The sequence below is a fragment of the Geothrix fuzhouensis genome, from assembly GCF_024609325.1.
GTDB classification, from domain to species: domain Bacteria; phylum Acidobacteriota; class Holophagae; order Holophagales; family Holophagaceae; genus Geothrix; species Geothrix fuzhouensis.
Genome location: NZ_JANHMQ010000004.1, coordinates 196599 through 218459, shown reverse-complemented (window position 1 = coordinate 218459; position 21861 = coordinate 196599). Strand labels below are relative to the sequence as shown.

Genomic DNA, 21861 nt, shown 5'->3' with positions numbered 1-21861 from the left:
CCACCCCCCATGACTTCCGGCACCGCCGGAAGCCGCCTCCGGCGGGCCCATGCGGGAAGCATCCGAGGCCCAATCACCATCATCACTGTAATCAGCGGCAAAAATGCCTTTCGCTGAGAACCAGCCAAACCCCTGGTTCGCCAGCACCGCCCCATCGCCCCGATCATCGGCTAAGCCCAGGCCTGCCAGGCTGAAGCCCCAGAAACGGCCAGGCCCGGCCCGTGGTATCCTGGCCAAGCCGATTTTCACCTGCTCCCCTTCGGCGGCGACCTCTGCAGGAAGCCCACCTCCCCCTCCTGGCTCAGGATTCGGCGGACGGGTTTCATGGAGCGATCGCGGGAGATCCGGACGCGAGAGCCGGTCTCAGGGGAGCCCAGTGGGCCCGAGGGCCCAGGAGCTTGCATGAACGCATTGAAATTCAACCCCACGACCGTCTCGGTGGACCTGGGCGACGCGCCCATCAGCCTTGAGACCGGCCGTATCGCCAAGCAGGCCCACGGCGCCGTCGTCGTCCGCCAGGGCGACACCATGGTGCTTGTGGCCGTGTGCTACGGCACCCCCCGCGAAGGCATCGACTTCTTCCCCCTCACCGTGGACTACCGCGAGCCCGTGCTGGCGGCCGGCAAGATCCCCGGCGGCTGGTTCAAGCGCGAGGGCCGCCCCACCACCAAGGAAACCCTCACCAGCCGGCTCATCGACCGCCCCCTGCGGCCCCTCTTCGAAGAGGGCTACAACGGCGACACCATGATCACCGCCCAGGTGCTCAGCTACGACGGCCAGCACGCCCCCGAGACCCTCGCCATGGTGGGCGCCTCCGCGGCCCTCATCATCAGCGAGATCCCCTTCGTGAACCCCGTGGGCGGCGTCCGCGTGGGCCGCGTCAACGGCCAACTGGTGGTGAACCCCACCGTCGAGCAGCGCGCCGACAGCGACATCGACCTGCTGGTGGCCGGAACTTCCGACGCCCTGGTGATGGTGGAGTGCGGCGCCAAGGAAGTGCTCGAAGCCGACATGGTCAAGGCCCTCGCCTTCGGCCATGAGCAGATCAAGACCCTCGTGAAGCTGCAGAAGGATCTGCAGGCCAAGGTGGGCAAGCCCAAGGTCGCCGCCGCCAAGGCCGAGCGCAACGAGGCCCTCTACAAGGAAGTGGCCGCCGCCTTCGCCGAAAAGCTCTTCGCGGCGCTGACCATGAAGGTGAAGATCGAGAGCTACAAGGCCATCGACCTCCTCAAGAAGGAAGCCGTCGCCCAGTTCTGCGCCGACAAGCCCGAGCTGAAGAAGGATGCCTATACTCCTAAACAGCTTGGCGCCTGCTTCGACGAGCTGAAGGAGACCCTCTTCCGCAACGCCATCCTCAAGCAGGGCGTGCGTCTGGACGGCCGCAAGTTCGACCAGATCCGCCCCCTGAACATCGAGATCGGCGTCCTGCCCGCGGCTCACGGCAGCTGCCTCTTCACCCGCGGCGAGACCCAGGCCCTGGTTACCACCACCCTGGGCACCATCAACAACACCCAGATCATCGACGGGCTGGAGGAGGAGTACAAGAAGAAGTTCTACCTCCACTACAACTTCCCCGGCTACAGCGTGGGCGAGTGCAAGCCCAACCGCGGGCCCGGCCGTCGCGAGATCGGCCATGGCATGCTGGCCGAGCGCAGCCTCTTTGCCGTGTTCCCCACCCCCGAAGAGAACCCCTACACCGTGCGCGTGGTGTCGGACATCACCGAGAGCAACGGCTCGTCCAGCATGGCCACCATCTGCGGCGGAACGCTGGCCCTGATGGACGCCGGCATCAAGCTCAAGTCCCCGGTGGCGGGCGTGGCCATGGGCCTCGTCAGCGACGGTGACAAGTACGTCGTCCTGTCCGACATCGCCGGCCAGGAAGACCACTACGGCGACATGGACTTCAAGGTCGCCGGCACCGAGAAGGGCATCACCGCCCTGCAGATGGACATCAAGATCGGCGGCATCACCACCGAGATCCTCACCAAGGCCCTCGATCAGGCCAAGGCCGGCCGCCTGCACCTGCTGGATCTGATGGGCAAGGTGCTCGCCGCCCCCCGCGCCGAGTTCGCCAGCAACGCCCCCCAGATGCAGAGCGTCCAGCTTCCCAAGGAGAAGATCCGCGACGTCATCGGCAAGGGCGGCGCCACCATCCGCAACATCATCGAGGTGAGCGGCTGCGAGGTGAACATCGACGACGACGGCCTCTGCCAGGTCGCCGGCCCCACCCAGGAAAAGCTGCAGATCGCGATGAAGATGATCGCCGACCTCACGCAGACCGCTGAGGTTGGCAAGACCTACCTGGGTAAGGTCGCCAAGGTGGTCGAGTTCGGCGCGTTCGTGACCATCCTCCCCGGCCTGGACGGCCTGCTGCACGTCAGCGAGATCGCCCATCACCGCGTGAAGGAGCCAGCCGATGAGCTGACCGAAGGCCAGGAAGTCATGGTCAAGTGCATCGGCATCGACGAGAAGAGCGGCAAGATCAAGCTCAGCCGCAAGGCCCTCATCCCCAAGCCCGAAGGCATGGAAGAAGAGCCAGCCAGCGAAGGCGGCGAAGAACCCCGCCGCGAGCGTCGGCCGAGGCCCCGGCGGTCATAGCCGATCAAGGGTTCGCACACCTCAAGCATTTGAAGGATGGGGCCCGCTACGGGCCCCATCCTTTTTCAGTAGTGCCTCACGAGCAAGGTCCCCGGGTAGCCTTGATGGTGGGGGGTTTCAGCGATGAAAGTGTTCGTCATTGGACCGCCCAGATCTTTCGACCGCCCACCTGAGCAGGCTCGTAGAGACCTCGGAGCCTTCGATTAAAGGGCCTTTGCAGAGGCAGTTGTATGCAAGGCCAGAAGTGAGAACCAACTCCTAGGAGCCGCATGAAACCGATCAAGATCGCCATCCTTGGAACCCAGGGAATTCCGGCCCGCTACGGGGGATACGAAACGTTCGCAGAAGAGTTATCCACCAGATTGGTGCAACAGGGATTCGAAGTCACAGTCTACTGCCCCGTATCATCGGGCATCCCCCAACCTCCAATCCACCAAGGGGTCCGACTTAGATACATCAAGTCACCTGGACGGGGAGGTCTGGCAAACATCCTGTTCGATGTCTGGTGCCTCTTTGCTTGCCTAGGTAAGCACGACATTGTCTATCTCTGTGGGTACGGTGCCAGTTTTCTCGCCTTTCTCCCCCGCATCTTCGGAGCCCGCGTCTGGATCAACCTCGGCGGCCTGGAATGGAAACGAAGCAAATGGCCGGCTCCCGTTCGAGCCTACGTCAAGGTTTCCGAGTGGCTGTGCGGTCAGACGGCGAATCGCCTGATCTGCGATGCCAAGGCCATTCTCGCCTACTATGCATCGGAGTATCGATCCCGGGCCGAACTGAGCTTCCTTGCCTATGGGGTTGCCCCATTACCCCTGAGCGAAAAAAGCCGGGATTTGCTGCCCCCCCCTCTCACACCCTTTGGTTATGACGTCCTGGTATCTCGATTGGAACCGGAGAACAACATCAAGGAGATTGTCGAGGGTTACATGGGTAGGCGTGGCCCACGCCCACTGGTGGTGATCGGCAATCTCGATAAGCGCCCCTATGTGGATGCGCTCAGATCACTCGCAGACGATCGAATCATTTTTCTTGGCGGTGTGTACGACAAGGAAAAGTTGGCGGCCTTGCGCAGGTTTGCCTTCATCGCGTTCCATGGGCATTCCGTGGGCGGAACGAATCCGTCTCTGCTGGAGGCCATTGCCGCTGGCCGACCGATCCTGGCGCACGACAATCCCTTCAACCGTGAGGTGGGCGGTCCACTGCTCAGATTCTTCAAAACACCTTCCGACATCCCTGACCAGCTCGCCCTGATCGAAGCGCAGGGGCCCGCCGAATCACTCGACCAGAGTCAGCGTGCCCAGGCCTGGCTGGACGAGCACTACTCGTGGGACCAGATCGCCTCTGACTACGCCTCGCTTTTTCGCGAGGATCTGAAGTGCACCGCAAATGCCTGAAACACAATCACCCTCCAGCGGGTTCTCCCCTACTCTCCCCACTGGTGCTCTGGTGCGATCGCCCATCATCACCATCGACCTGGAGGACTGGTTCCACCTTCTCGAATGCGATGCCATTCCTGGGCCCGAAGCCTGGGGCACCTTGGAATCCAGGATCGAGCGGAACACGAACCGGGTGCTGGCGCTTCTTGCCAACCATGGCATTCGAGCGACATTCTTCACCCTAGGCTGGGTTGCAGAGACATACCCATCCCTTTTAAAAACGGTGGCATCCCAGGGGCATGAAATCGGATGCCACTCAGGCCTTCACACCCTCATCCACCAACAGACCCCTGAAGCATTCCGCATGGAGACCCGAAGGGCCGTTGATGCCATCTCCGGGTGCATTGGCCTGCCCGTGACGGCCTACCGTGCGCCCGGTTTCAGCCTGACCAGCCAATCCCTATGGGCCTTCGAGCTCCTAGGCGAGTTGGGCATCACCACGGATTGTTCTGTCTTCCCTGGTCGGCATGCCCACGGAGGAACAGGCGGACTCTTCCCGCCCGGCCCCTTCAAGCTCGAATGCCGCAATGGCATGCAGCTCCGCGAGTTCCCCATGACGCTGGCCCAGGTGGGGCCTTTGGACATCGCCTTCGCGGGTGGCGGATATTTCCGTTTCTTTCCCTACGCCATGATTGCCCGATGGATCCGCGCCAACCCGGACGCCATGACCTATTTCCATCCCAGGGACTTCGATGAAGGTCAACCCAGGATCCAAGGGCTGTCCGCCCTACGCAAGTTCAAAGCCTATGCGGGGCTCAAAGGTGCCCACCAGAAATTGGATCGGTTCCTTCATGAATTCGGCGGCCAATCCCTGGGAGAGGCCAGCGCCCGGATCGACTGGGATCAGTCCCCACTTGTACGGCTATAAATACCCCGCCATCACAGGTCGTCCGAATCAATCCACATGAGATGCCAGGCCTCCGGTCCGATTGGAAGCTTGGCCTGGGCCTTGGGACTCAGCCGTTTCACGATGAAGGAGAACACGGTCGGCGTCCGGAGGAAGCCGAGGCGCCATAGCCCCATCTTGGCGGCGTGATATTCGCTCAGCATCATCACCACAACCTCGCGCCCCCAGCGCCCCGCAAGCTCCAGCCACCCCCGCCGCATGGCCCAGAGAATCCGGCGATCTTCGCCGAGATGCATCAGGTCCAGCACCGCGAGAGAAGGCACCTGCTCCGGATCGCAAGCCCTCACGATGGAGATTCCCACCAGCTCGTTCCCCTTCTTCACTGTCACCACGCGGTAGTCAACCTCCTGGATCGAAAGCCTCCAATGAAGAAACTCCGGGGTCTTTTCCAGCGTCACCTTCCGGGTGGAAGCCCAATCTGCGACAAATGCGGGAAAGTCATGCGCCCCCAGGAAGGCCTTCCAGTCCCAGATCTCATGGACATACCCCCCTGCACCTCTCAGGCCGAGCAATCCCTGCATGGCCCACAGACAAGGATTGATCAGGCCCGCTAACCATCCGAAACCCTTGGTACCAAGCACACCATCAGCCTTGATCGGCAATAGGTACATCGGAAGCCGGAAGGCGATCTGCCAACCTACCTTCAAGTGGCCAGGAATCACGGCTGCCCGCCTGGGGTAACCCGTCACGAAATCGAAGCCCGCCTCCGTGATCTGCGCCAGGGAGTAGGCCCCCAGCTTGGTGAACACCCCCTTCCCCTGCATCCTCGGGGACGTCATCACATCGCACACCATGCCGCACCGGAAGGGTTCACCTTCGATCCGGTAGGTAAAGGGGATCGCGGCGTAATAACCCACGAATCCCGCTTCATCCTCGGCCACGTACTCCTGGGATGGGATCTGCGCCGGGTAGGACCGGAATTTGCGGTGGTAGTAGGCTTCGGTCTCCACGGGGAGTCCGGCGTTTTCGGGGAAGCTTTCAGAGAACAACTTCCGTTGGGCAGGCAACTTCTCTCGCCAATCGAATGGTGAGAACGACAAGCTCATAAGTACAGACCGCCATTCAGGTGGAGGATCTGGCCGGTCATAAATCCGGCATCTGGGCTGAGAAGGTAGCCCACCAGGGGCGCCAGCTCATCCGCGCTTCCCAGTCGTTTCAGTGGAACACGGCTCTTGATGACTTCCAGCATGTCGGCTGGAACATCGGCGATGATGCCCTGGTCGAAATAGCCGAGCGCCAGGCAGTTCGCGGTAATCTTCTTGGAAGCCACCTCTTGGGCGACGGCCCGGGTGAATCCTTCGATTCCCGCCTTCGCCGCACAGTAGTGGGACGCCCCGGCGATGCCGGTATGGGCGATCACGCTCGAGACATTGATGATGCGGCCTCCAGCCTGGTCGCGCATCCCCGGCAGGAATGTCTTTGTCGTCAGAAAGGTGGACACAAGGTTCGACTCCAACACCCGAGTGAACTCCTCCCTGGACATCTTCCAGGACATGGCGTTGGAGGAGGCCCCCGCGATGTTGACCAGCCCCCAGACGGGCCCGACCCGCTCAAGTACAGCCTTGCCCATGGCCGTAACCGCAGTTTCATCTGTCAACTCGGCCTGAAACAAGTGCTGCGCAGGATCCAGCCCATGGCTCGCAAGGAGCTCCGCGACAGCCTCTGACGAGGATCGGTAGTGGCAGGCAAGATTCGTGATCCCGGCTCGCAGCAGTCCTGCGACCAGACGAACGCCCAGACCGCCGTTCGCCCCCGTGATGAGCACCGCCCCTGGCAAGCTGTTCGACATTTCAAGCTCCCATTCAATCCCGATCCACACGGCCGGATGTGTTAATCCTGCCATCGATACAGGGCCGCGCCCCAGGTCCATCCCGAACCGACCGCAGCGAACACGACGAGATTCCCAGACTGGATGCGACCACCCCTGACGGTCTCATCCAGCAGAATCGGAATGGTGGCCCCAGCCGTGTTCGCATAGCGATCCATGTTCATGGCGACCCGCTCCGCGGGAAGTCCGAGTACTTCCGCGGTCCGCCGAAGCACACGAACCGAAGGTTGGTGAGGTATCAGGTGCGAGACGTCCGCCACCGACAGACCGTGCTTGGCCAACAGCCCTTGGATCGTCTGGGGGAGAACCGTGGTGGCCGTCTCGTAGACAGCCCTGCCGTTCATGGTGAAGTGCGGATGGCCTGGGTACACCGTGAAGTTGTCCTGCCCCCGGCCATCCGCCGACAATTCGAAGCAGAAGAATCCATCCTCCACTTCCGTCCTCTGGAGGATGACGGCACCGGCCCCATCACCGAAGAAGACGCAGTCCCGCCGGTCCCAGTTCGTGATTCGGGAAAAGGTGTCCGCACCGATCACCAGGACGTTCCGGTAGATCCCGCTCTGGATGAATTGGCTTCCCACCGACATGGCGTACAGGAACCCCGAACACACCGCGTTCAGGTCGAAGGCCGGGCAGCCGTTCGTCACACCGAGCTTATGCTGGACGATGCAGGCCGTGGAGGGGGACCCCCGATCTGGTGTGGCCGTGGCCACGATGATCACATCCAGATCATTGGGACCAAGCCCAGCAGCCTCGAGCGCACGTCGGGCCGCCTTCGTTCCAAGATCAGAGCAGAATTCGCCTGGCCCGATCACCCTGCGCTCGCGGATGCCCAGGTTCTCGACCACCCAGGATTCCTGCGTCCCAGCCCTGGCCACCAATTCGGCGTTGGATACGACCCGATCAGGCACGCAGGATCCCGTCCCAGCGATCCGGATGCATGAATTCACTTGGTGCATGGGAGCTACCTAAATAATTGACGGGAGAAGCCATGCCATTTCGAGGGAAACGGTTCGGCAAAGGACTGATCTTGGTGCCTCACCCCACTTGAGTTGCTGGGGGAAGCCGAACCATTCATGATCATATGATGACTGGGGTAGGCAAATCCGGAAAAACCTCAATGGCCAGCTGCTGGAAAAATTGTTAGAGCCACCGTGCTAATAGCACTTGGATCACGCCTCTCTGGAGCCTTCTTGTCTGTTCAGTTGAATCCAATCTCTGTGTCGATCATTGAGCCTGTGGGCGGGCACGGCGGAATGGGTCCCTACGACTTCAATCTGTGTCGGGGTCTGAGCCACAGCAGTGTGAATGTGGCGCTGTATACCTCAGACGCCACCTCGCCACCGACTCATCCAGACTTTGCCTTCCGGCCCGTTTATTGCGGGATATTCGGGAGAGGTTCGGTATTGCGGCGGGGTTTCCGTTACCTTCGGGGGACTCTTTTGGCCCTGCTGAGCTCGGTCCGGGAAGGACGACGTGTCTGCCACTTCCACTTCTTCAGTGTAGGGCCCCTAGAGTGGATGAACGTGACTCTGGCCCGTCTTCTTGGACGCCGGGTCGTCATAACGGCCCACGATGTGGAAGCATTCGTCAGCACTCAGGATACCCCGGGTTTGCCCAGGTTGGCCTACGGGATGGCCCATGCGGTCATCGCCCATAACCACATTAGTCGGGAGGAACTCCTTAACCGGATGGGGCTTCCCCAAGATAGGATACATGTGATTCCGGCAGGGAATCATTTGGAGTCTATCCCAAAGGTGTGCACACCTGCTGAAGCTAGGGTCCATTTGGGTCTTCCTGATTCCGGCGCAGTGCTTCTGTTCTTCGGCCAGATCAAGGAGGTTAAGGGCCTGGATGTGCTCCTGGAAGCGATGCCCAGCATCCTGTCCCAGCACCCGGACACGACCCTAGTCATCGCTGGGCGCCCCTGGAAATTGGAGTTCGAGGAATACCAGGGCCTGATCGACAAACTTAGCCTAAATGCGAATTGCATCACGCACATCCGATTCATCCCTGATGATGAGCTCCCCCTTTACTACCAGGCCTGCGATCTAGTCACCCTTCCTTACCGTAAAATCTACCAAAGCGATGTGGTACTTATGGCTATGAGCTACGGCAAGGCTGTCGTCACTTCGAACATCCCAGGCATGACCGAGATGATCCGGGACAGAGACACTGGATTTCTGTTCCAATCTGGCGATCCCATGGATCTTGCGAGGGTTGTTGGCCAAGCACTTTCCGACCCAGAACTCCGTGGAAAAGTGGCCTCTGGCGGATTGGACCTAATGAGAGAGAAATTTGGGTGGGATTCGATTGGCCGAGCTACGGCCGCACTCTACCGTTCTCTTTACTGATGCTTAAGGCTTCGCCATGGCACAGTCTTTAATTGAGCCGTTCACATGCCTACTAATCAACGTTCTCTAATTTTTCGCAATCAGACCGTTCGCCTAACCATCCTTTGTGTATCGTTTGCGCTATCTTTTCGCTCATTTCAGTTTTTCCCGGGAATGGGTCTCGTCCAGGAGGCTTGGTTCGTTCTTGCGGCTTTGGCTCTTGCAACTGTTTATCTCCGCTGGAAATTACCTCAAGGTCTCCACCCGAGTCGGTTTGAAGCATATGTATTTACGATCATGGTCATCATGCCATTTTGGTCAGCCTATGTGGCCCAGCAGGAATTTGGTCAACCATTGATATACGGGCTTTTAGCTCAACGTGGCATGGTCCTGATTGCAGCGGTTCCACTACTAACCCTCCAAGCCCTGGCGACGCGAACCATCAGCTTGAAAGATATAGAACGGGTCCTTATTATTCTTGCATGGGCCACCTTGGTGCTGTACCTCGGCATGGCCTTATTCTTAGAGCCCGGCTCCTACTTCAACACCTATGGTATAGGTTTCGTGACTGGCCCCGAGAAGGAGGCCGTATTCAAATTTGACGTGGTATTCATTGTATTCGGCTTCTATTATTATGCTTTTAAGGGAGTCAGGCGAAATTCCCTTATTTCATATTTACAGAGCGGAATATTCCTTCTATTTCTTCTGTTAATCATAAATGGTCGGTCATTGCTGCTATCTCTCATTGCCGCTTTCCTATGGTTCGCGGTTCTCTGGGCTCCAAACAAAGCTCGTTTGCTTGCATTTCTGCCAAAAGTCGCTCTTGCTATTAGCCTCATTTGGATCGGCCTTTATCTCCTCAATCATGATTTATATATCGCCTTGGTTGATAAATTTTCAAATGCTTTCACAGTTCTATTCACCGGAGAATTAACCGACGATCCCTCGGCAAATGCTCGAATTCACGAAACAGTTCTTGCTTATCCGTACATGATTAAACATTGGACCATGGGAAACGGGATGGTCAGCACACAATGGAACGGCGGGTTTGAAACCGCCATGTCTGGTTACTTCCACCCTTCAGACATTGGCATCTTAGGCGTGATCTTCCTCTACGGTATTCTAGGGGTCATTCTCTATCTCGGTGAGTTTTGGTTTGCTATTTCTTCCTGTAAAAGAACGAACCCGACTGCAACCCAATATCGCACATTGCATGATTCCACAAAGGGTTTGATTCTATTTTACGGTATACGATCACTGGCCACGGCTCATTTTGTGCATTATGCCGAGGTTATTTTATTCTTTGTAGGGTTGCTTATATATATTCAGAAAAATCATCCACTTGCCTCTAAAGAGAAATCCCCTACACTAAAAGTGGCAAGCTATTAACAAATTTCCGGAAATCTCAATTTGAACAATAATTGACAAACGTTAGCCTATTTTTGGGCATATAGTTTATTTCTCCGATTTTTTGCTCCATCGAAGAGGGCCTTTGCAAACAAATGACATAATTTGAAATCAAACTCAAAAATAGGTTTAATGACCCGCCAACAGTACCAAAATCCAGCTGAAAGAACCCACGATTGGCGATAGTGAGTGTACAGAAATTTCACCATGGATCGAGTCGAATAATAATACCTTAGCTGTGAAGCCCTTCCAATTGACGAGCTTTCGTCATGGAGGATGGAGGCGTCCAAGGCCACGTGTAGTTCATATCCGTGTTCGCGAAGACGATAACAGTAGTCTACATCCTCCCAGTAAAGAAAATAGTCTTCGGATATGAAGCCGATCGCCTGAATCACTGGTGTGGGGATGAGGATGGAGGCACCAGTCAAAAAATCTAACTTGTTTACATCTTCTAGCTTGGTGACGTGCCACGCGCGGGCAATCAAGGGGAACAACCGCCCCCCTCCCATCGCCAGCACCCGACTTGGATCTTGCTCGTCACGAATTACACATCCCACCGCCCCAGTCTTAGGATGTAATTGCGCCTCGCGGACCATGGCCGACAAGGTTGTGGGCATCACTTGAGTGTCGTTATTAAGCACCCAGACATAGACTGCCCCCCACTCTAGGCATCGTCTGACACCCAAGGCATTGCCACCGGCGTAGCCGAGGTTCTGATCGCTTTGGATGAGTTCAACTCCTGGGCTTCCCTGAGCAATCTGTTCAGCAGACCCATCCAATGATGCGTTATCAACCACGACAATGCGGTGATTTTGATAGTCCAATTTGGCCAGGGACTCAAGACAAGCAAGTGTCTTCGTGGCCCCTCGATAGTTGAGGACCACTATACCCACGAGGCCATCAGTCTTGTCGGGGAGATTCATTTTGTGTAAGTGTAATTGCATTAATATTATTCCCCGAGCTAAAATACAATTCAAAAAATATAAACCGTATTACGAATTACTAAATACGGTTAATCGGCTTTGAATCCTGCGAGCTGCCACTTCCAGAAGGATAAGGTCCAATGCGACCCTTAGTGTCCAGGCCCAAGCCACACCCAAAATTCCCAGGCGACTTCCCAGGCTCATTAATAATATTATATAAAGTGGCCCTTCAATTAAGTGGAATTTAGCTGTCAAATCCGGCCGGGCTGCCCCCTGAATAAAGGCGAAGGGAACGGCGGCCAGAGAGTTGGCCAAGACCCCCAGACACAGGATTTGCATAATGGCGCTGCCCCGCTGCGCGAAAGTTGGTCCTAGCCAATGCAGGAGGAGCCAGTGAGCCCCGAGGCCGAGCGCCAGAAGGATGGGAGCGAGCACCAGGAAAATAGTCCTCATCCCCTTACGATATAGTCGGATGGCCTCGAAGGGGTTCGCTCGGTGGAGTGCACCAAACATCGGGAATAACACGGACACCACCGCCCCGGATATGACGAGGAGTTTTGTGACCATGTCGAAGGGAGTCGCGTAATAGGCAATGGCTCCGACCGATAGGAAGGCCCCGATGAAAAACCGGTCCATGTTCACCATCAGGGGACTGATGATGTTGCTCACCGTCATCCAACCGCCAAATTTAAGCAAGACCTTCCAATGATTGGATTGAAAGGAAGCAGGCATGGTCATTTCAGGCACGACTCTGCGGCACATCCAGTAATGAGCGCCAAGGGCCGCATAGCGCATCACCTCCAAGCTAAGTACTACCCAGAAGAGATGCGTCGTCTTGAAGGACACCAGCCAAGGGCCCAAAAAGGTGAAGACACCCATGGCCAAGCGAAGCAGGTTGATCTCCAGGAAGTGCTGCCTCGCCTCAAGGAGGCCTCGAAGGCCCGCCAGAAGGGTGACCGCCGGAACTGAAAAAGCCATCAACCCAAAAGCATAGAGGACTTCCCTATGAAGGGCGGGAGACATCCTCAGAACCCGCCCCACGACCAGCGGGGAAGCCGCGCCGAGACACACTCCACCCACCAGACCAAGCCCCAGCATCATGATCAAGGCGGTCCGGATGATGTCTGGCAACGCTTTGTCGTTACCAGTCCCCGAACGCTCCGCCACCAGCTGGGTCAGCGCTCTGCCCAGCCCCAGATCGAACAGGCTGAAATAGCCCATCACGGCCCAGGTGAGGGTCAGAATGCCGAAACGGTCCACACCCAGCGCATGAACCAGCCTCGGGATGGTGATGAGGCCCACCAGCATGGGCAAGCCCTGACCCAGAAGGTTGTAGATCGAATTCCGGGTCAGGTTGCCGATCTTCATCATGGCTTCAGGTACCAGGCTACCGTCTGGCTAACCCCTTCCCGGAAACCGGAGCCCGCCTTCCACCCCAGTTCCGCCTGGATCTTCGTGGCGTCAATGGCGTATCGCCTGTCGTGCCCGGCGCGATCCTGGACGAAGGTCTTGAGCTTGCGGCTGGTGCCCTGGGGGCGGCCCAGGTGCTGGTCCACCAGGTCGCAGAGCAGGTCGATCAGGGCGAGGTTGGTCTGCTCGTTGTCGCCACCCACGCAGTAGGTTTCGCCGGCCACGCCCTTCAACATGACGGTTTCCAGGGCGGCGCAGTGGTCCTCCACGTAGAGCCAGTCGCGCACGTTCAGTCCGTCGCCGTAGATGGGGATGGGCTCGCCCTTGGCCATGCGGGTGATGGCGAGGGGGATGAGCTTTTCGGGGTGCTGGCGGGGGCCGTAGTTGTTCGAGCAGTTGGTGGTGACGACGTTCAGGCCGTAGGTGTGGTGGTAGGCCCGCACCAGGTGGTCGCTGCCGGCCTTGCTGGCGCTGTAGGGGCTGTTGGGGGCGTAGGCCATGGTTTCATGGAACTTGCCCGTGTCGCCCAGAGAGCCGTAGACCTCGTCCGTGCTGATGTGCAGGAAGCGGCAGTCCTGCTGACCGGCCCAAACCTGGCGGGCGGCTTCCAGCATGGCGAAAGTGCCGCCCAGGTTGGTCTGGATGAACTCGGCGGGTCCCGTGATGCTGCGGTCCACGTGGCTTTCCGCCGCCAGGTGGAAGACCTTGGTGACGCCGTTCTTATCAATGAGGTGGCGGGCCAGCTCCAGGTTCTGGATGTCGCCCACGACCAGTTCCACCCGGTCCAGGCCTTCGATCTGCTTCGGGTCCGCCGCGTAGGTGAGCTTGTCCAGCACCTGGATGCGGTCCTGCGGGTGGTTCCGGTGCCAGCGGTGGACCAGGTTGCTGCCGATGAAGCCGGCGCCACCGGTGATGAGGATGGTTTCAGGCATGGAATCTCACGAAAGATGAAAAGCGAATGAAACCACCGATGAACACCGATGGACACCGATGAAAGGCACTCTTTTTATATCGGTGTTCATCTGTGTTCATCGGTGGTTCCTTCTTTAAGGACTTCAAGAAGGGCCTCGTGCCAATGGGACATGAGGTCCGAGCCAAGGCTGCGGCGGCGGGTGCCGTCGAGGACGGAATAGGCGGGGCGCTGGGCGGGGGTGGGGTAGTCGGCGGTGGTGCAGGGGTGGAGGTCGGCGGCGATGCCCTTGGCCTCGAAGATGGCCTTCGCGAAGCCGTGCCAGGTGGTCTCGCCGGCGCAGGTGGTGTGGACGAGGCCCTGCCAGCCCTGCTCGGTGGCCACCTTGAGCTGGCGGGCCAAGGCCCGGCAGGTGGTGGGGGCGCCCCGCTGGTCATCCACCACGCGCAAGGCCCGTCCCTGGGCGGCGGCGGCCAGCATGGTGTTGAGGAAGTTCTTGCCCCAGGCGTCGTAAAGCCAGCTGGTGCGGGCGATGAGGTGCCTAGAACAACGGGCGGCCTGGCGCTCGCCCTCCAGCTTGGTGCGGCCATAGACGGAGACTGGGTTGGTGGGGTCGTCCTCCCGGTAGGGCCGTGTGCCGGTGCCGTCGAAGACGTAGTCCGTGCTGATCTGGATGAGCATGGCCTGCTGCGCCTCGCAGGCCTCGGCCAACCAGCCCACGGCGGTGGCATTGATGAGGTGGGCCAGATCGGCCTCGGACTCGCAGCGGTCCACCTGGGTGAAGGCGCCGCAGTTGACCACCACGTCCGGGCGGGTTTTGGAAACCACCGCCTGGATGGCGGCCTGCTGGCTCAGGTCCAGCACCGCTTCCTCAGGCAGGACCAGGTCATGCCCCGACCAGGTCTGGCGAATGGCGTGGGCCAACTGACCCGAGGCGCCGGTGACGAGGACCTTCATGACACGCCACCGCAGGAAAGAGCGATCACTGAATGAAAAGAAGAAGAAACCACCGATGAACACCGATGGACACCGATGAAAAACAAAGATTCGTTTTTATCGGTGTGCATCGGTGTCCATCGGTGGTTCCAAGCATTCATAGGGATATCCGCTTGATCTGGAGTTTGGGGGTGCCGAAGTTGAGCAGGAGGCAGGTGTGCAGACCGGTGGCCTTGAGGTAGTTCAGGCACTGGGCGATGTGGATGTCTTCGAGAGCCTTGCAGGCCTTCAGTTCCACGATCAGGCTGTCTTCGACTAGGAGGTCCGCGACATAGTTGCCGACCACCTGGCCATCGTAGGTCACCTGGATCTGGGTCTGCTGCACGACGACAAGGCCTGATTTCCTGAGGTCGTGGGCTAAGGCATTCTCATAGACCTTCTCGAGAAAGCCCGGCCCCAGGGTATTGACCACCTTGAAGGCACACCCCAGGACGGACTCGGTCAGAGCGTCGTGCTTCCACAAGGCTCCCTCGGCTTCCTTCAATCGGTGTCCATCGGTGTTCATCGGTGGCTCATCTTCTTTTTCTGCGACTTCTGAACGGTGGCTAGCAATGCACCCTTCGCGCCAGCTCGTCCTGCACGAACGGGTTCTCGGGATCGTCCTCGTGACGAATCTCGTCGATGGGTTCGGCTTTGGCCTTGCCCATGAACAGGCGGTCGGGGCAGTTGATGACGAAGCCGGGATCAACGCTGATGCAGCGGTAGCAGTGGACCACGCCCTTGGGGATGACGGCGGAGCCGGGGTGGTTGGCGCCCATCGCCACTTCCATGCGGTTCCGGTAGGTGGGGCTATCCGGGCGGTTGTCCCAGAGGGTGAGCTTGAAGTCGCCGGGCCCCACCCAGCAAAACAGGTCGGCCTGATCCACATGCTCGTGGGGCCCGCGCAGGACGCCTGGGTTCGTGACGCTGACATAGGACATCTCGGGACGAAACCAGGCGGGCAGCTCGTCATGCCGGAAGATCTCCGCCAGCCAGCCGCGCTCATCCACAAACTTGCGGAAGGGGGTGATCACCACGCCGTCGATGGGGCCTTTCTGGAATGCCATGCCTAGCTCCTGCCGTTGGCACGAGGAAACGGAGTGGTCTCCTTCAACGCCAGCTCGCTCGCATGGGCCAGGCTCGGGAAGGTGCCCGCGTCGGTCCACCAGCCCTGGAAGGTGCCGAAACTCAGCTGGCCCTTGGCAATGTAGGCGTTGTTCACGTCCGTGATCTCCATCTCGCCGCGACCCGAGGGCTTCACGGTGCGAATGATGTCGAACACGGAGGCGTCGTAGAAGTAGATGCCAGTCACAGACAGGTTGGACTTGGGCGCCTTGGGCTTCTCCTCGATGCCCAGTACCCGGCCATCCTTCACCTCGGCCACACCATAGCGCTGGGGATCCTCCACGGGCTTCAGCAGGATGCGGGCGCCCTGCCCCTGCTTTTCGTAGGCTTCGACCTCAGGTTTCAGGCTGTCCTGGAAGATGTTGTCGCCCAGGATCACGCAGATGGGCGAGCCCCCCGCGAAGTTCTCCGCCAGCCCCAGGGCCTGGGCGATGCCGCCAGCCTCGTCCTGCACCTTGTATGTGAAGCGGCAGCCGAAGTCCTTGCCGGACCCCATCAGTGCCACCACATCGCCCATGTGCTCGGTGCCGGTGACGATCAGGATCTCCTCGACCCCGGCCTCCTGGAGCTTCCACAGCGGGTGCCAGATCATGGGGGCCATCCCCACCGGAAGCAGGTGCTTGTTCGTCACCTTGGTCAGCGGGAACAGTCGAGAGCCGGTGCCCCCGGCGAGAACAACGCCCTTCATGATCACTCCTGGACAGGGGTTACGGATTCATCTTCGTCGGCCAGAAGCCGGGCCCGCACCCACTCGCGGTTGAGCCAGGTCCATCCCCCGGCACCCACCAGCAGCGTCACGAGGAGGACAATCACGGACCTGGCCGGCTTGCTTTTCTCGATGGGCAGGTTGCCCGGATCCAGCACGTTGAGGATAGGGATATCGTTCTTCTCTTCCAGCAACGCCTGCTCGCGGTTCATGGCGAGGGTGGTGACGAGCTGCTGGCGGAGGCGGAGCTCAGTCTCCAGACGGGAGCCCTTGAGGCGCACGGCAGGGTCGCCGCTGGTCTGGTAGTTCCGGTTGCCTTCCAGAAAACGACGGAAGGCCTCTTCGGCCTGGTCCATCTCGCCGCGGGCCTCGGCCAGACGGGCTTCGGCGAAGAGGACCTTGGCCCCGCCCCGGGTGTGGCCTTTATCCTGCAGGAAGGTTTCCAGCAGCTTCCCGGCCCGTTGCACCACCTGCTGGGACAGTTCGGGGGATTTGGTCTCGGCGCTGATGGTGATGACCTTGGATTTCAGGTCCCGAGTAGCCGACAGGACCACACCCACCTTCTTGACGGCGCGGTCCATGTTCTTTTCGTCCACGTAGTCGTAGAGAGTGCCCTTTCCCAGGCGTTCGGCGTCGAAGCGCCAGGAGCGGGCGTGGTACCGAAATTCGGTCTGGAGGAGCTGCTCCTTCAACCAGCGGCTGTTCAGGACATCGACGAAATTCGCATCGTTGCCCTCACCTCCTGGCACGCTGACGCCGAAGGCGGCTGCGGCGGTGGCGAGCCCACCGAGGCCACCGCCCAACCCCTTGGATTCCACCGGCAGGAGTCGGGCTTCGGAGCGGTAGTAGTTCGGCAGGAAGAGCGTGATGAGCGCGGTCAGGAGACCTGCGGCGAAAGCCCACTGGAGAGGCTTCTTCAGGCTGGCCTTGAGGTCGAGGACCGGAGGTTCAGTCGAGTTGGGCATAAGGGCATAGACTATCAGATTCCAGGCAGAGACTGCCTCGCGGATCCTGTGCTGGCGGGCACAAAAGCAAGGGCGGGATCGCTCCCGCCCTTGCTGGTGCTCTGAAGATTCCGGCTACAGGTCTTCGCCGTCGATCTCGGTCATGCCTTGCAGCTCTTCGACGTGCTGGGCCATGCGAGCGTATTCGTCGTCGAAGTCCTCGCCGCCCTGGAACTCGTTCTGGGTGGGCTCGGGATACTCGCCCTCCTCGATCTCCAGGTTGCGGTAGTGGGCCATGCCAGTGCCGGCGGGGATGAGCCGGCCCAGGATGACGTTCTCCTTGAGGCCGCGGAGGTAGTCCACGCGGCCTTCCAGGGCGGCCTCGGTGAGGACGCGGGTGGTCTCCTGGAAGCTGGCGGCGGAGATAAAGCTCTCGGAGGTCAGCGCGGCCTTGGTGATGCCGAGCAGCAGGGGCTCGCAGGTGGCGGGGGTGCCGCCATCCTTGAGGGCCTGCTCGTTGATCTCCTTGAAACGGTGCTTGTCCACCTTCTCCTCGACGATGAGCGGGGTGTCGCCCACGTCGGTGATGAGGACCCAGCGCATCATCTGGCGGATGATCACCTCGATGTGCTTGTCGTTGATGACCACGCCCTGGGCCCGGTAGACCTCCTGCACTTCGTTGACGAGGAAGGCCTGGAGGGCACGGTCGCCCTGGACCTTGAGCAGATCGTGGGGGCTGACGGCGCCCTCGGTGAGCTTCTCGCCGGCGCGGATCTCATCGCCGTCCTGCACCTGGATGTGCTTGCCGCGTGGGATGAGGTATTCGCCCTTCTCCCCGGTCTCCGCCTCGACGATGACCTTCTGGTTGCCGCGGACGCGGTTGCCGTACTTCGCGATGCCGGTGACTTCGCTGATGATGGCGGGTTCCTTGGGCTTGCGGCCTTCGAACAGCTCGGTGACGCGCGGCAGGCCGCCCGTGATGTCGCTGGTCTTGGCCTGCTGACGGCTGGTCTTGGCGATGACGTCGCCCGGCAGCAGCTCCTGGCCCTCTTCCACTTCGATGTAGGCGCCGGTGGGGATGTTGTAGCGCTTGAGCACCTTGTGGTTGTCCCCCTTGACGTTGATGTGGGGGTGGATCTTGTCGTCGGTGGGATCGATGACCTTCTTGCGGAAGTTGCCGGAGATCGGATCCTTTTCTTCCTGGTACGAGACGTTGACTTCGAATTCCTTGAAGTCCGCGATGCCGCCCACTTCGGTGAGCAGCACATCGTTGTAGGGATCCCACTCGGCGAGCACGGTGCGGGGCTCGACGGCCTCCTTGTCCTTGACCTTCAGGATGGCGCCGGAAGTGATCTTGTAGCGCTCACGCTCGTTGCCGTCCGTGTCGGTCACCAGGAGGTAGCCGTTGCGGGTGAGGGCCACGGTCTCGTCCTTGCGGTTGACGACGGTGCGGCCGTCGAGGCCTTCATACCGGACGATGCCGGCGATCTGGGCCTCGTGAGTGCTCTTCTCGGAGGTGCGGCTCGCGGCGCCGCCCACGTGGAAGGTACGCATGGTGAGCTGGGTGCCGGGTTCGCCGATGGACTGGGCGGCGATGACGCCCACGGCCTCGCCCAGATCCACCAGGCGGCCGGTGCTGAGGTTCAGGCCGTAGCACTTGGCGCAGATGCCGCGGCGGGCTTCGCAGGTGAGCGTGGAGCGGATCTTGACCTTGGCGATGCCGCTGGTCTCGATCTTGAAGGCCAGTTCCTCGGAAATGAGGGTGCCGGCCGGGGCCCGGACGATCGTGGGATCGTAGGGATCCACGATGTCTTCGAGGCAGACGCGGCCCATGATGCGGTCGCGCAGGCGGGAGCGGATGGTGCCGTCGCTGTTGACGATGGCCTCGACCTCGATGCCGCCCATGGTTTCGCAGTCATCCTCGTTGACGATGACGTCCTGGGCCACGTCCACCAGCTTGCGGGTGAGGTAGCCGGAGTCGGCCGTCTTCAACGCGGTGTCCGCGAGGCCCTTGCGAGCGCCGTGGGTCGAGATGAAGTACTGCAGCACCGAGAGGCCTTCCTTGAAGTTCGCGGTGATGGGCGTCTCGATGATGTCGCCGCTGGGCTTGGCCATGAGGCCACGCATGCCGGCAACCTGGCGGATCTGCGTCTTGGAACCGCGGGCGCCGGAGTCGGCCAGGATGTAAATGGAGTTGAGGAACTTGTCGTTCTCGTTCCGCTTCTCCAGCTCCTTCATCATGTCGCTGGCCACCTGGTCGCTGGTCTTGCCCCAGACTTCCAGGATGCGGTTGTAGCGGGTGGACGAGTCGAGGCGGCCCTCATAGGCCTCCTTCTCGATGGCGCGGACATCCTCAGTGGCCTTCTTGAGCAGCTTGGCCTTGGTGTCGGGCACGACAAGGTCGTCGATGCCCACGGACACGCCGGCCTTCATGGCCCACATGAACCCGGTGTCCTTCATCGCGTCAAGCATGCGGATGGTGACTTCGGGGCCGTTGAGCTTGTAGGCGCGGTTCACGAGGGAGAGCAGGCCCTCCTTCTTGAGCAGGCCATTGATGAAGGGCAGCTCGGCCGGCAGGGCTCGGTTGAAGAGCACGCGACCCACGGTGGTGGTCTTGATCTGGTGCTTCACGGTCTCGGCGGGGGCCTCGAAGACTTCCTGTTCAGAGTTCTTCTTGGGATCCTTCGCGTGCCAGGCCTCGGTGTCCACCCATTCGCCGGTATAGCGCAGCTGGATGATGGCGTGGGTGTCGACCACGCCGGCCTGATGGGCGGCGACCACGTCATTGACGTTGCCGAAGACCATGCCCTCGCCCTTGCGGTTCAGCCGCTTCTTGGTGAGGTAGTAGCCGCCGAGGACGATGTCCTGGCTGGGCACCACGTTGGGGCGCCCGTTGGCGGGGTTGAGGATGTTCTGGGTGGACATCATCAGCACCTTGGCCTCGATCTGAGCCATGGGGCTGAGGGGGACGTGCACGGCCATCTGGTCGCCGTCGAAGTCGGCGTTGAAAGCGGTGCAGACCAGGGGATGCAGACGGATGGCCTTGCCTTCGACCAGCACGGGCTGGAAGGCCTGGATGCCGAGGCGGTGCAGGGTCGGGGCGCGGTTCAGCAGGACCGGATGGTCCTTGATGACCTCTTCCAGCACGTCCCAGACCTCGGGACGGCCTTCCTCAACCATCTCCTTGGCCTGGCGGATGGTGGCGGCATAACCCTTGTGCTCAAGCCGATTGAAGATGAAGGGCTTGAAGAGCTCGAGCGCCATCTTCTTGGGCAGGCCGCACTGGTGCAGCTTGAGGTCGGGGCCCACCACGATGACGGAACGGCCCGAGTAGTCCACGCGCTTGCCGAGCAGGTTCTGGCGGAACCGGCCCTGCTTGCCCTTGAGGGCGTCGCTGAGGGACTTGAGGGGGCGGTTGCTGACGCCGCGCAGGAGGCGACCGCGCTTGCCGTTCTCGAAGAGGGCGTCCACGGCCTCCTGCAGCATGCGCTTTTCGTTGCGCACGATGACATCGGGGGCCTTGAGCTCCAGGAGCTTCTTGAGGCGGTTGTTGCGGTTGATGACGCGACGGTAGAGGTCGTTCAGATCGGAGGTGGCGAAGCGGCCGCCGTCGAGTGGCACCAGGGGGCGCAACTCGGGGGGCAGCACAGGCACCACGTCGAGGATCATCCACTCGGGCTTGTTGCCGGAGCGGTGGAAGGATTCCGCCACCTTGAGGCGCTTGGCGACCTTGCTGCGCTTCTGGCTGGAGGTTTCCTTCTTCATCAGGTCGCGGAGCTCGATGGTGAGCGCCTCGATGTCGACCTGCTTGAGCAGTTCCTTGATCGCTTCGGCGCCCATCTGGGCCTTGAAGCCCTCGCCATGGAGGCTGCGAGCCTCACGGAACTTGTCCTCGTTGAGGATCTCGCCTTCCTTCAGGGTGGTGCCGCCGGATTCGGTGACGGCATAGGCCTCGAAGTAGAGCACGCGCTCCAGATCCTTCAGGGGGATGTCCAGCAGGTAGCCGATGCGGCTGGGGACGCCCTTGAAGAACCACACGTGGCTGACCGGGCTGGCCAGCGCAATGTGGCCCATGCGTTCGCGGCGCACGGACTTCTTGGTGACTTCGACGCCGCACTTGTCGCAGGTGACGCCTTTGAACTTCTGCCGCTTGTACTTGCCGCAGAGGCATTCCCAGTCGTTCACGGGGCCGAAGATGCGGGCGCAGAAGAGGCCATCGCGCTCGGGCTTCAGGCTGCGGTAGTTGATGGTCTCGGGCTTGGTGACTTCGCCCTTGGACCAGGAACGCATCTTGTCCGGGCTGGCCAGGGACACCCGGATGCACTCATAGGCGTTGATGTTTTGCTGCTCAGGATACATGGG

The 21861-nt window shown here is 60.3% G+C and carries 17 protein-coding genes; 5 read left to right on the top strand and 12 right to left on the bottom strand.

Annotated elements, in window-relative coordinates; all coding sequences use genetic code 11:
- The first annotated feature begins 402 nt into the window (after positions 1 to 402).
- The 3 genes from pnp (at position 403) to NOV74_RS14305 (ending at position 4899) form a co-directional block, all read left to right on the top strand.
- Positions 403 to 2598 carry a polyribonucleotide nucleotidyltransferase gene (gene pnp, locus NOV74_RS14315; RefSeq protein WP_257313859.1) on the top strand — a complete coding sequence of 732 codons (2196 nt, stop codon included), beginning with the start codon at positions 403 to 405 and terminating at the stop codon, positions 2596 to 2598.
- 269 nt (positions 2599 to 2867) lie between these two features.
- Positions 2868 to 3989, top strand: coding sequence for a DUF1972 domain-containing protein (locus tag NOV74_RS14310; protein WP_257313855.1), 1122 nt, complete (start codon positions 2868 to 2870; stop codon positions 3987 to 3989).
- A 52-nt stretch (positions 3990 to 4041) separates the two neighbouring features.
- Positions 4042 to 4899 carry a polysaccharide deacetylase family protein gene (locus tag NOV74_RS14305; RefSeq protein ID WP_257313851.1) on the top strand — a complete coding sequence of 286 codons (858 nt, stop codon included), beginning with the start codon at positions 4042 to 4044 and terminating at the stop codon, positions 4897 to 4899.
- Positions 4900 to 4910: 11 nt separating this feature from the next.
- On the opposite strand, the gene NOV74_RS14300 is transcribed toward NOV74_RS14305, so the two are convergent.
- From NOV74_RS14300 to NOV74_RS14290, 3 genes are read right to left on the bottom strand one after another with little or no spacing between them, the layout of a single operon-like run.
- On the bottom strand, positions 4911 to 5984 hold the full coding sequence (locus NOV74_RS14300) for a GNAT family N-acetyltransferase (RefSeq protein ID WP_257313849.1): 1074 nt from the start codon (positions 5982 to 5984) through the stop codon (positions 4911 to 4913).
- Positions 5981 to 6727: an SDR family NAD(P)-dependent oxidoreductase gene (locus tag NOV74_RS14295; RefSeq protein WP_257313847.1), complete on the bottom strand. Its 747-nt coding sequence runs from the start codon at positions 6725 to 6727 to the stop codon at positions 5981 to 5983. Before NOV74_RS14295 ends, NOV74_RS14300 begins: the two co-directional genes overlap by 4 nt.
- Positions 6728 to 6768: 41 nt before the next feature.
- Positions 6769 to 7725: a 3-oxoacyl-ACP synthase III family protein gene (locus tag NOV74_RS14290; RefSeq protein ID WP_257313845.1), complete on the bottom strand. Its 957-nt coding sequence runs from the start codon at positions 7723 to 7725 to the stop codon at positions 6769 to 6771.
- A 297-nt stretch (positions 7726 to 8022) separates the two neighbouring features.
- Between NOV74_RS14290 and NOV74_RS14285 the strand changes: the two genes are divergently transcribed.
- Both NOV74_RS14285 and NOV74_RS14280 read left to right on the top strand, forming a co-directional pair.
- Positions 8023 to 9120: a glycosyltransferase family 4 protein gene (locus NOV74_RS14285; RefSeq protein WP_257313869.1), complete on the top strand. Its 1098-nt coding sequence runs from the start codon at positions 8023 to 8025 to the stop codon at positions 9118 to 9120.
- Between the two features lie 45 nt (positions 9121 to 9165).
- Complete coding sequence (locus NOV74_RS14280) at positions 9166 to 10488, top strand: hypothetical protein (protein WP_257313843.1); 1323 nt, start codon at positions 9166 to 9168, stop codon at positions 10486 to 10488.
- 47 nt (positions 10489 to 10535) lie between these two features.
- Here the strand turns inward: NOV74_RS14280 and NOV74_RS14275 are convergent, their stop codons facing one another.
- The 9 genes from NOV74_RS14275 to rpoC form a co-directional block, all read right to left on the bottom strand.
- Positions 10536 to 11390, bottom strand: a complete 855-nt coding sequence (locus tag NOV74_RS14275) for a glycosyltransferase family 2 protein (RefSeq protein WP_257313840.1) — start codon at positions 11388 to 11390, stop codon at positions 10536 to 10538.
- 108 nt (positions 11391 to 11498) lie between these two features.
- A complete protein-coding gene (locus NOV74_RS14270; protein ID WP_257313838.1) occupies positions 11499 to 12800 on the bottom strand; it encodes a flippase in 1302 nt (433 codons plus the stop codon).
- Positions 12797 to 13771 carry a dTDP-glucose 4,6-dehydratase gene (gene rfbB / locus NOV74_RS14265; RefSeq protein WP_257313836.1) on the bottom strand — a complete coding sequence of 325 codons (975 nt, stop codon included), beginning with the start codon at positions 13769 to 13771 and terminating at the stop codon, positions 12797 to 12799. Before rfbB ends, NOV74_RS14270 begins: the two co-directional genes overlap by 4 nt.
- An 86-nt stretch (positions 13772 to 13857) precedes the next feature.
- Entirely contained in the window at positions 13858 to 14706 is an 849-nt protein-coding gene (gene rfbD, locus NOV74_RS14260; protein WP_257313833.1) for a dTDP-4-dehydrorhamnose reductase, read from the bottom strand.
- 136 nt (positions 14707 to 14842) lie between these two features.
- Positions 14843 to 15250, bottom strand: coding sequence for a GxxExxY protein (locus tag NOV74_RS14255; RefSeq protein WP_257313830.1), 408 nt, complete (start codon positions 15248 to 15250; stop codon positions 14843 to 14845).
- A gap of 40 nt (positions 15251 to 15290) precedes the next feature.
- Complete coding sequence (locus NOV74_RS14250; protein ID WP_257313827.1) at positions 15291 to 15791, bottom strand: dTDP-4-dehydrorhamnose 3,5-epimerase family protein; 501 nt, start codon at positions 15789 to 15791, stop codon at positions 15291 to 15293.
- Between the two features lie 2 nt (positions 15792 to 15793).
- On the bottom strand, positions 15794 to 16537 hold the full coding sequence (locus NOV74_RS14245) for a sugar phosphate nucleotidyltransferase (RefSeq protein WP_257313824.1): 744 nt from the start codon (positions 16535 to 16537) through the stop codon (positions 15794 to 15796).
- Between the two features lie 2 nt (positions 16538 to 16539).
- Positions 16540 to 17520 (bottom strand): GumC domain-containing protein, encoded by a 981-nt coding sequence (locus tag NOV74_RS14240; protein ID WP_257313822.1) that lies wholly within the window; start codon positions 17518 to 17520, stop codon positions 16540 to 16542.
- Between the two features lie 114 nt (positions 17521 to 17634).
- Positions 17635 to 21858, bottom strand: a complete 4224-nt coding sequence (gene rpoC, locus NOV74_RS14235) for a DNA-directed RNA polymerase subunit beta' (RefSeq protein WP_257313819.1) — start codon at positions 21856 to 21858, stop codon at positions 17635 to 17637.
- Positions 21859 to 21861: the final 3 nt, after the last annotated feature.

What these genes read in the sequence shown, in the direction of transcription:
- NOV74_RS14280 (WP_257313843.1), top strand. Translation starts at nt 9,166, where the DNA reads ATGCCTACTAATCAACGTTCTCTAATTTTTCGCAATCAGACCGTTCGC.
- NOV74_RS14300 (WP_257313849.1), bottom strand. Translation starts at nt 5,984, where the DNA reads ATGAGCTTGTCGTTCTCACCATTCGATTGGCGAGAGAAGTTGCCTGCC.
- rfbB (WP_257313836.1), bottom strand. Translation starts at nt 13,771, where the DNA reads ATGCCTGAAACCATCCTCATCACCGGTGGCGCCGGCTTCATCGGCAGC.
- rfbD (WP_257313833.1), bottom strand. Translation starts at nt 14,706, where the DNA reads ATGAAGGTCCTCGTCACCGGCGCCTCGGGTCAGTTGGCCCACGCCATT.
- NOV74_RS14285 (WP_257313869.1), top strand. Translation starts at nt 8,023, where the DNA reads ATGGGTCCCTACGACTTCAATCTGTGTCGGGGTCTGAGCCACAGCAGT.
- NOV74_RS14255 (WP_257313830.1), bottom strand. Translation starts at nt 15,250, where the DNA reads ATGAACACCGATGGACACCGATTGAAGGAAGCCGAGGGAGCCTTGTGG.
- pnp (WP_257313859.1), top strand. Translation starts at nt 403, where the DNA reads ATGAACGCATTGAAATTCAACCCCACGACCGTCTCGGTGGACCTGGGC.
- NOV74_RS14290 (WP_257313845.1), bottom strand. Translation starts at nt 7,725, where the DNA reads ATGCACCAAGTGAATTCATGCATCCGGATCGCTGGGACGGGATCCTGC.
- NOV74_RS14250 (WP_257313827.1), bottom strand. Translation starts at nt 15,791, where the DNA reads ATGGCATTCCAGAAAGGCCCCATCGACGGCGTGGTGATCACCCCCTTC.
- rpoC (WP_257313819.1), bottom strand. Translation starts at nt 21,858, where the DNA reads ATGTATCCTGAGCAGCAAAACATCAACGCCTATGAGTGCATCCGGGTG.
- NOV74_RS14240 (WP_257313822.1), bottom strand. Translation starts at nt 17,520, where the DNA reads ATGCCCAACTCGACTGAACCTCCGGTCCTCGACCTCAAGGCCAGCCTG.
- NOV74_RS14245 (WP_257313824.1), bottom strand. Translation starts at nt 16,537, where the DNA reads ATGAAGGGCGTTGTTCTCGCCGGGGGCACCGGCTCTCGACTGTTCCCG.
- NOV74_RS14270 (WP_257313838.1), bottom strand. Translation starts at nt 12,800, where the DNA reads ATGATGAAGATCGGCAACCTGACCCGGAATTCGATCTACAACCTTCTG.
- NOV74_RS14310 (WP_257313855.1), top strand. Translation starts at nt 2,868, where the DNA reads ATGAAACCGATCAAGATCGCCATCCTTGGAACCCAGGGAATTCCGGCC.
- NOV74_RS14295 (WP_257313847.1), bottom strand. Translation starts at nt 6,727, where the DNA reads ATGTCGAACAGCTTGCCAGGGGCGGTGCTCATCACGGGGGCGAACGGC.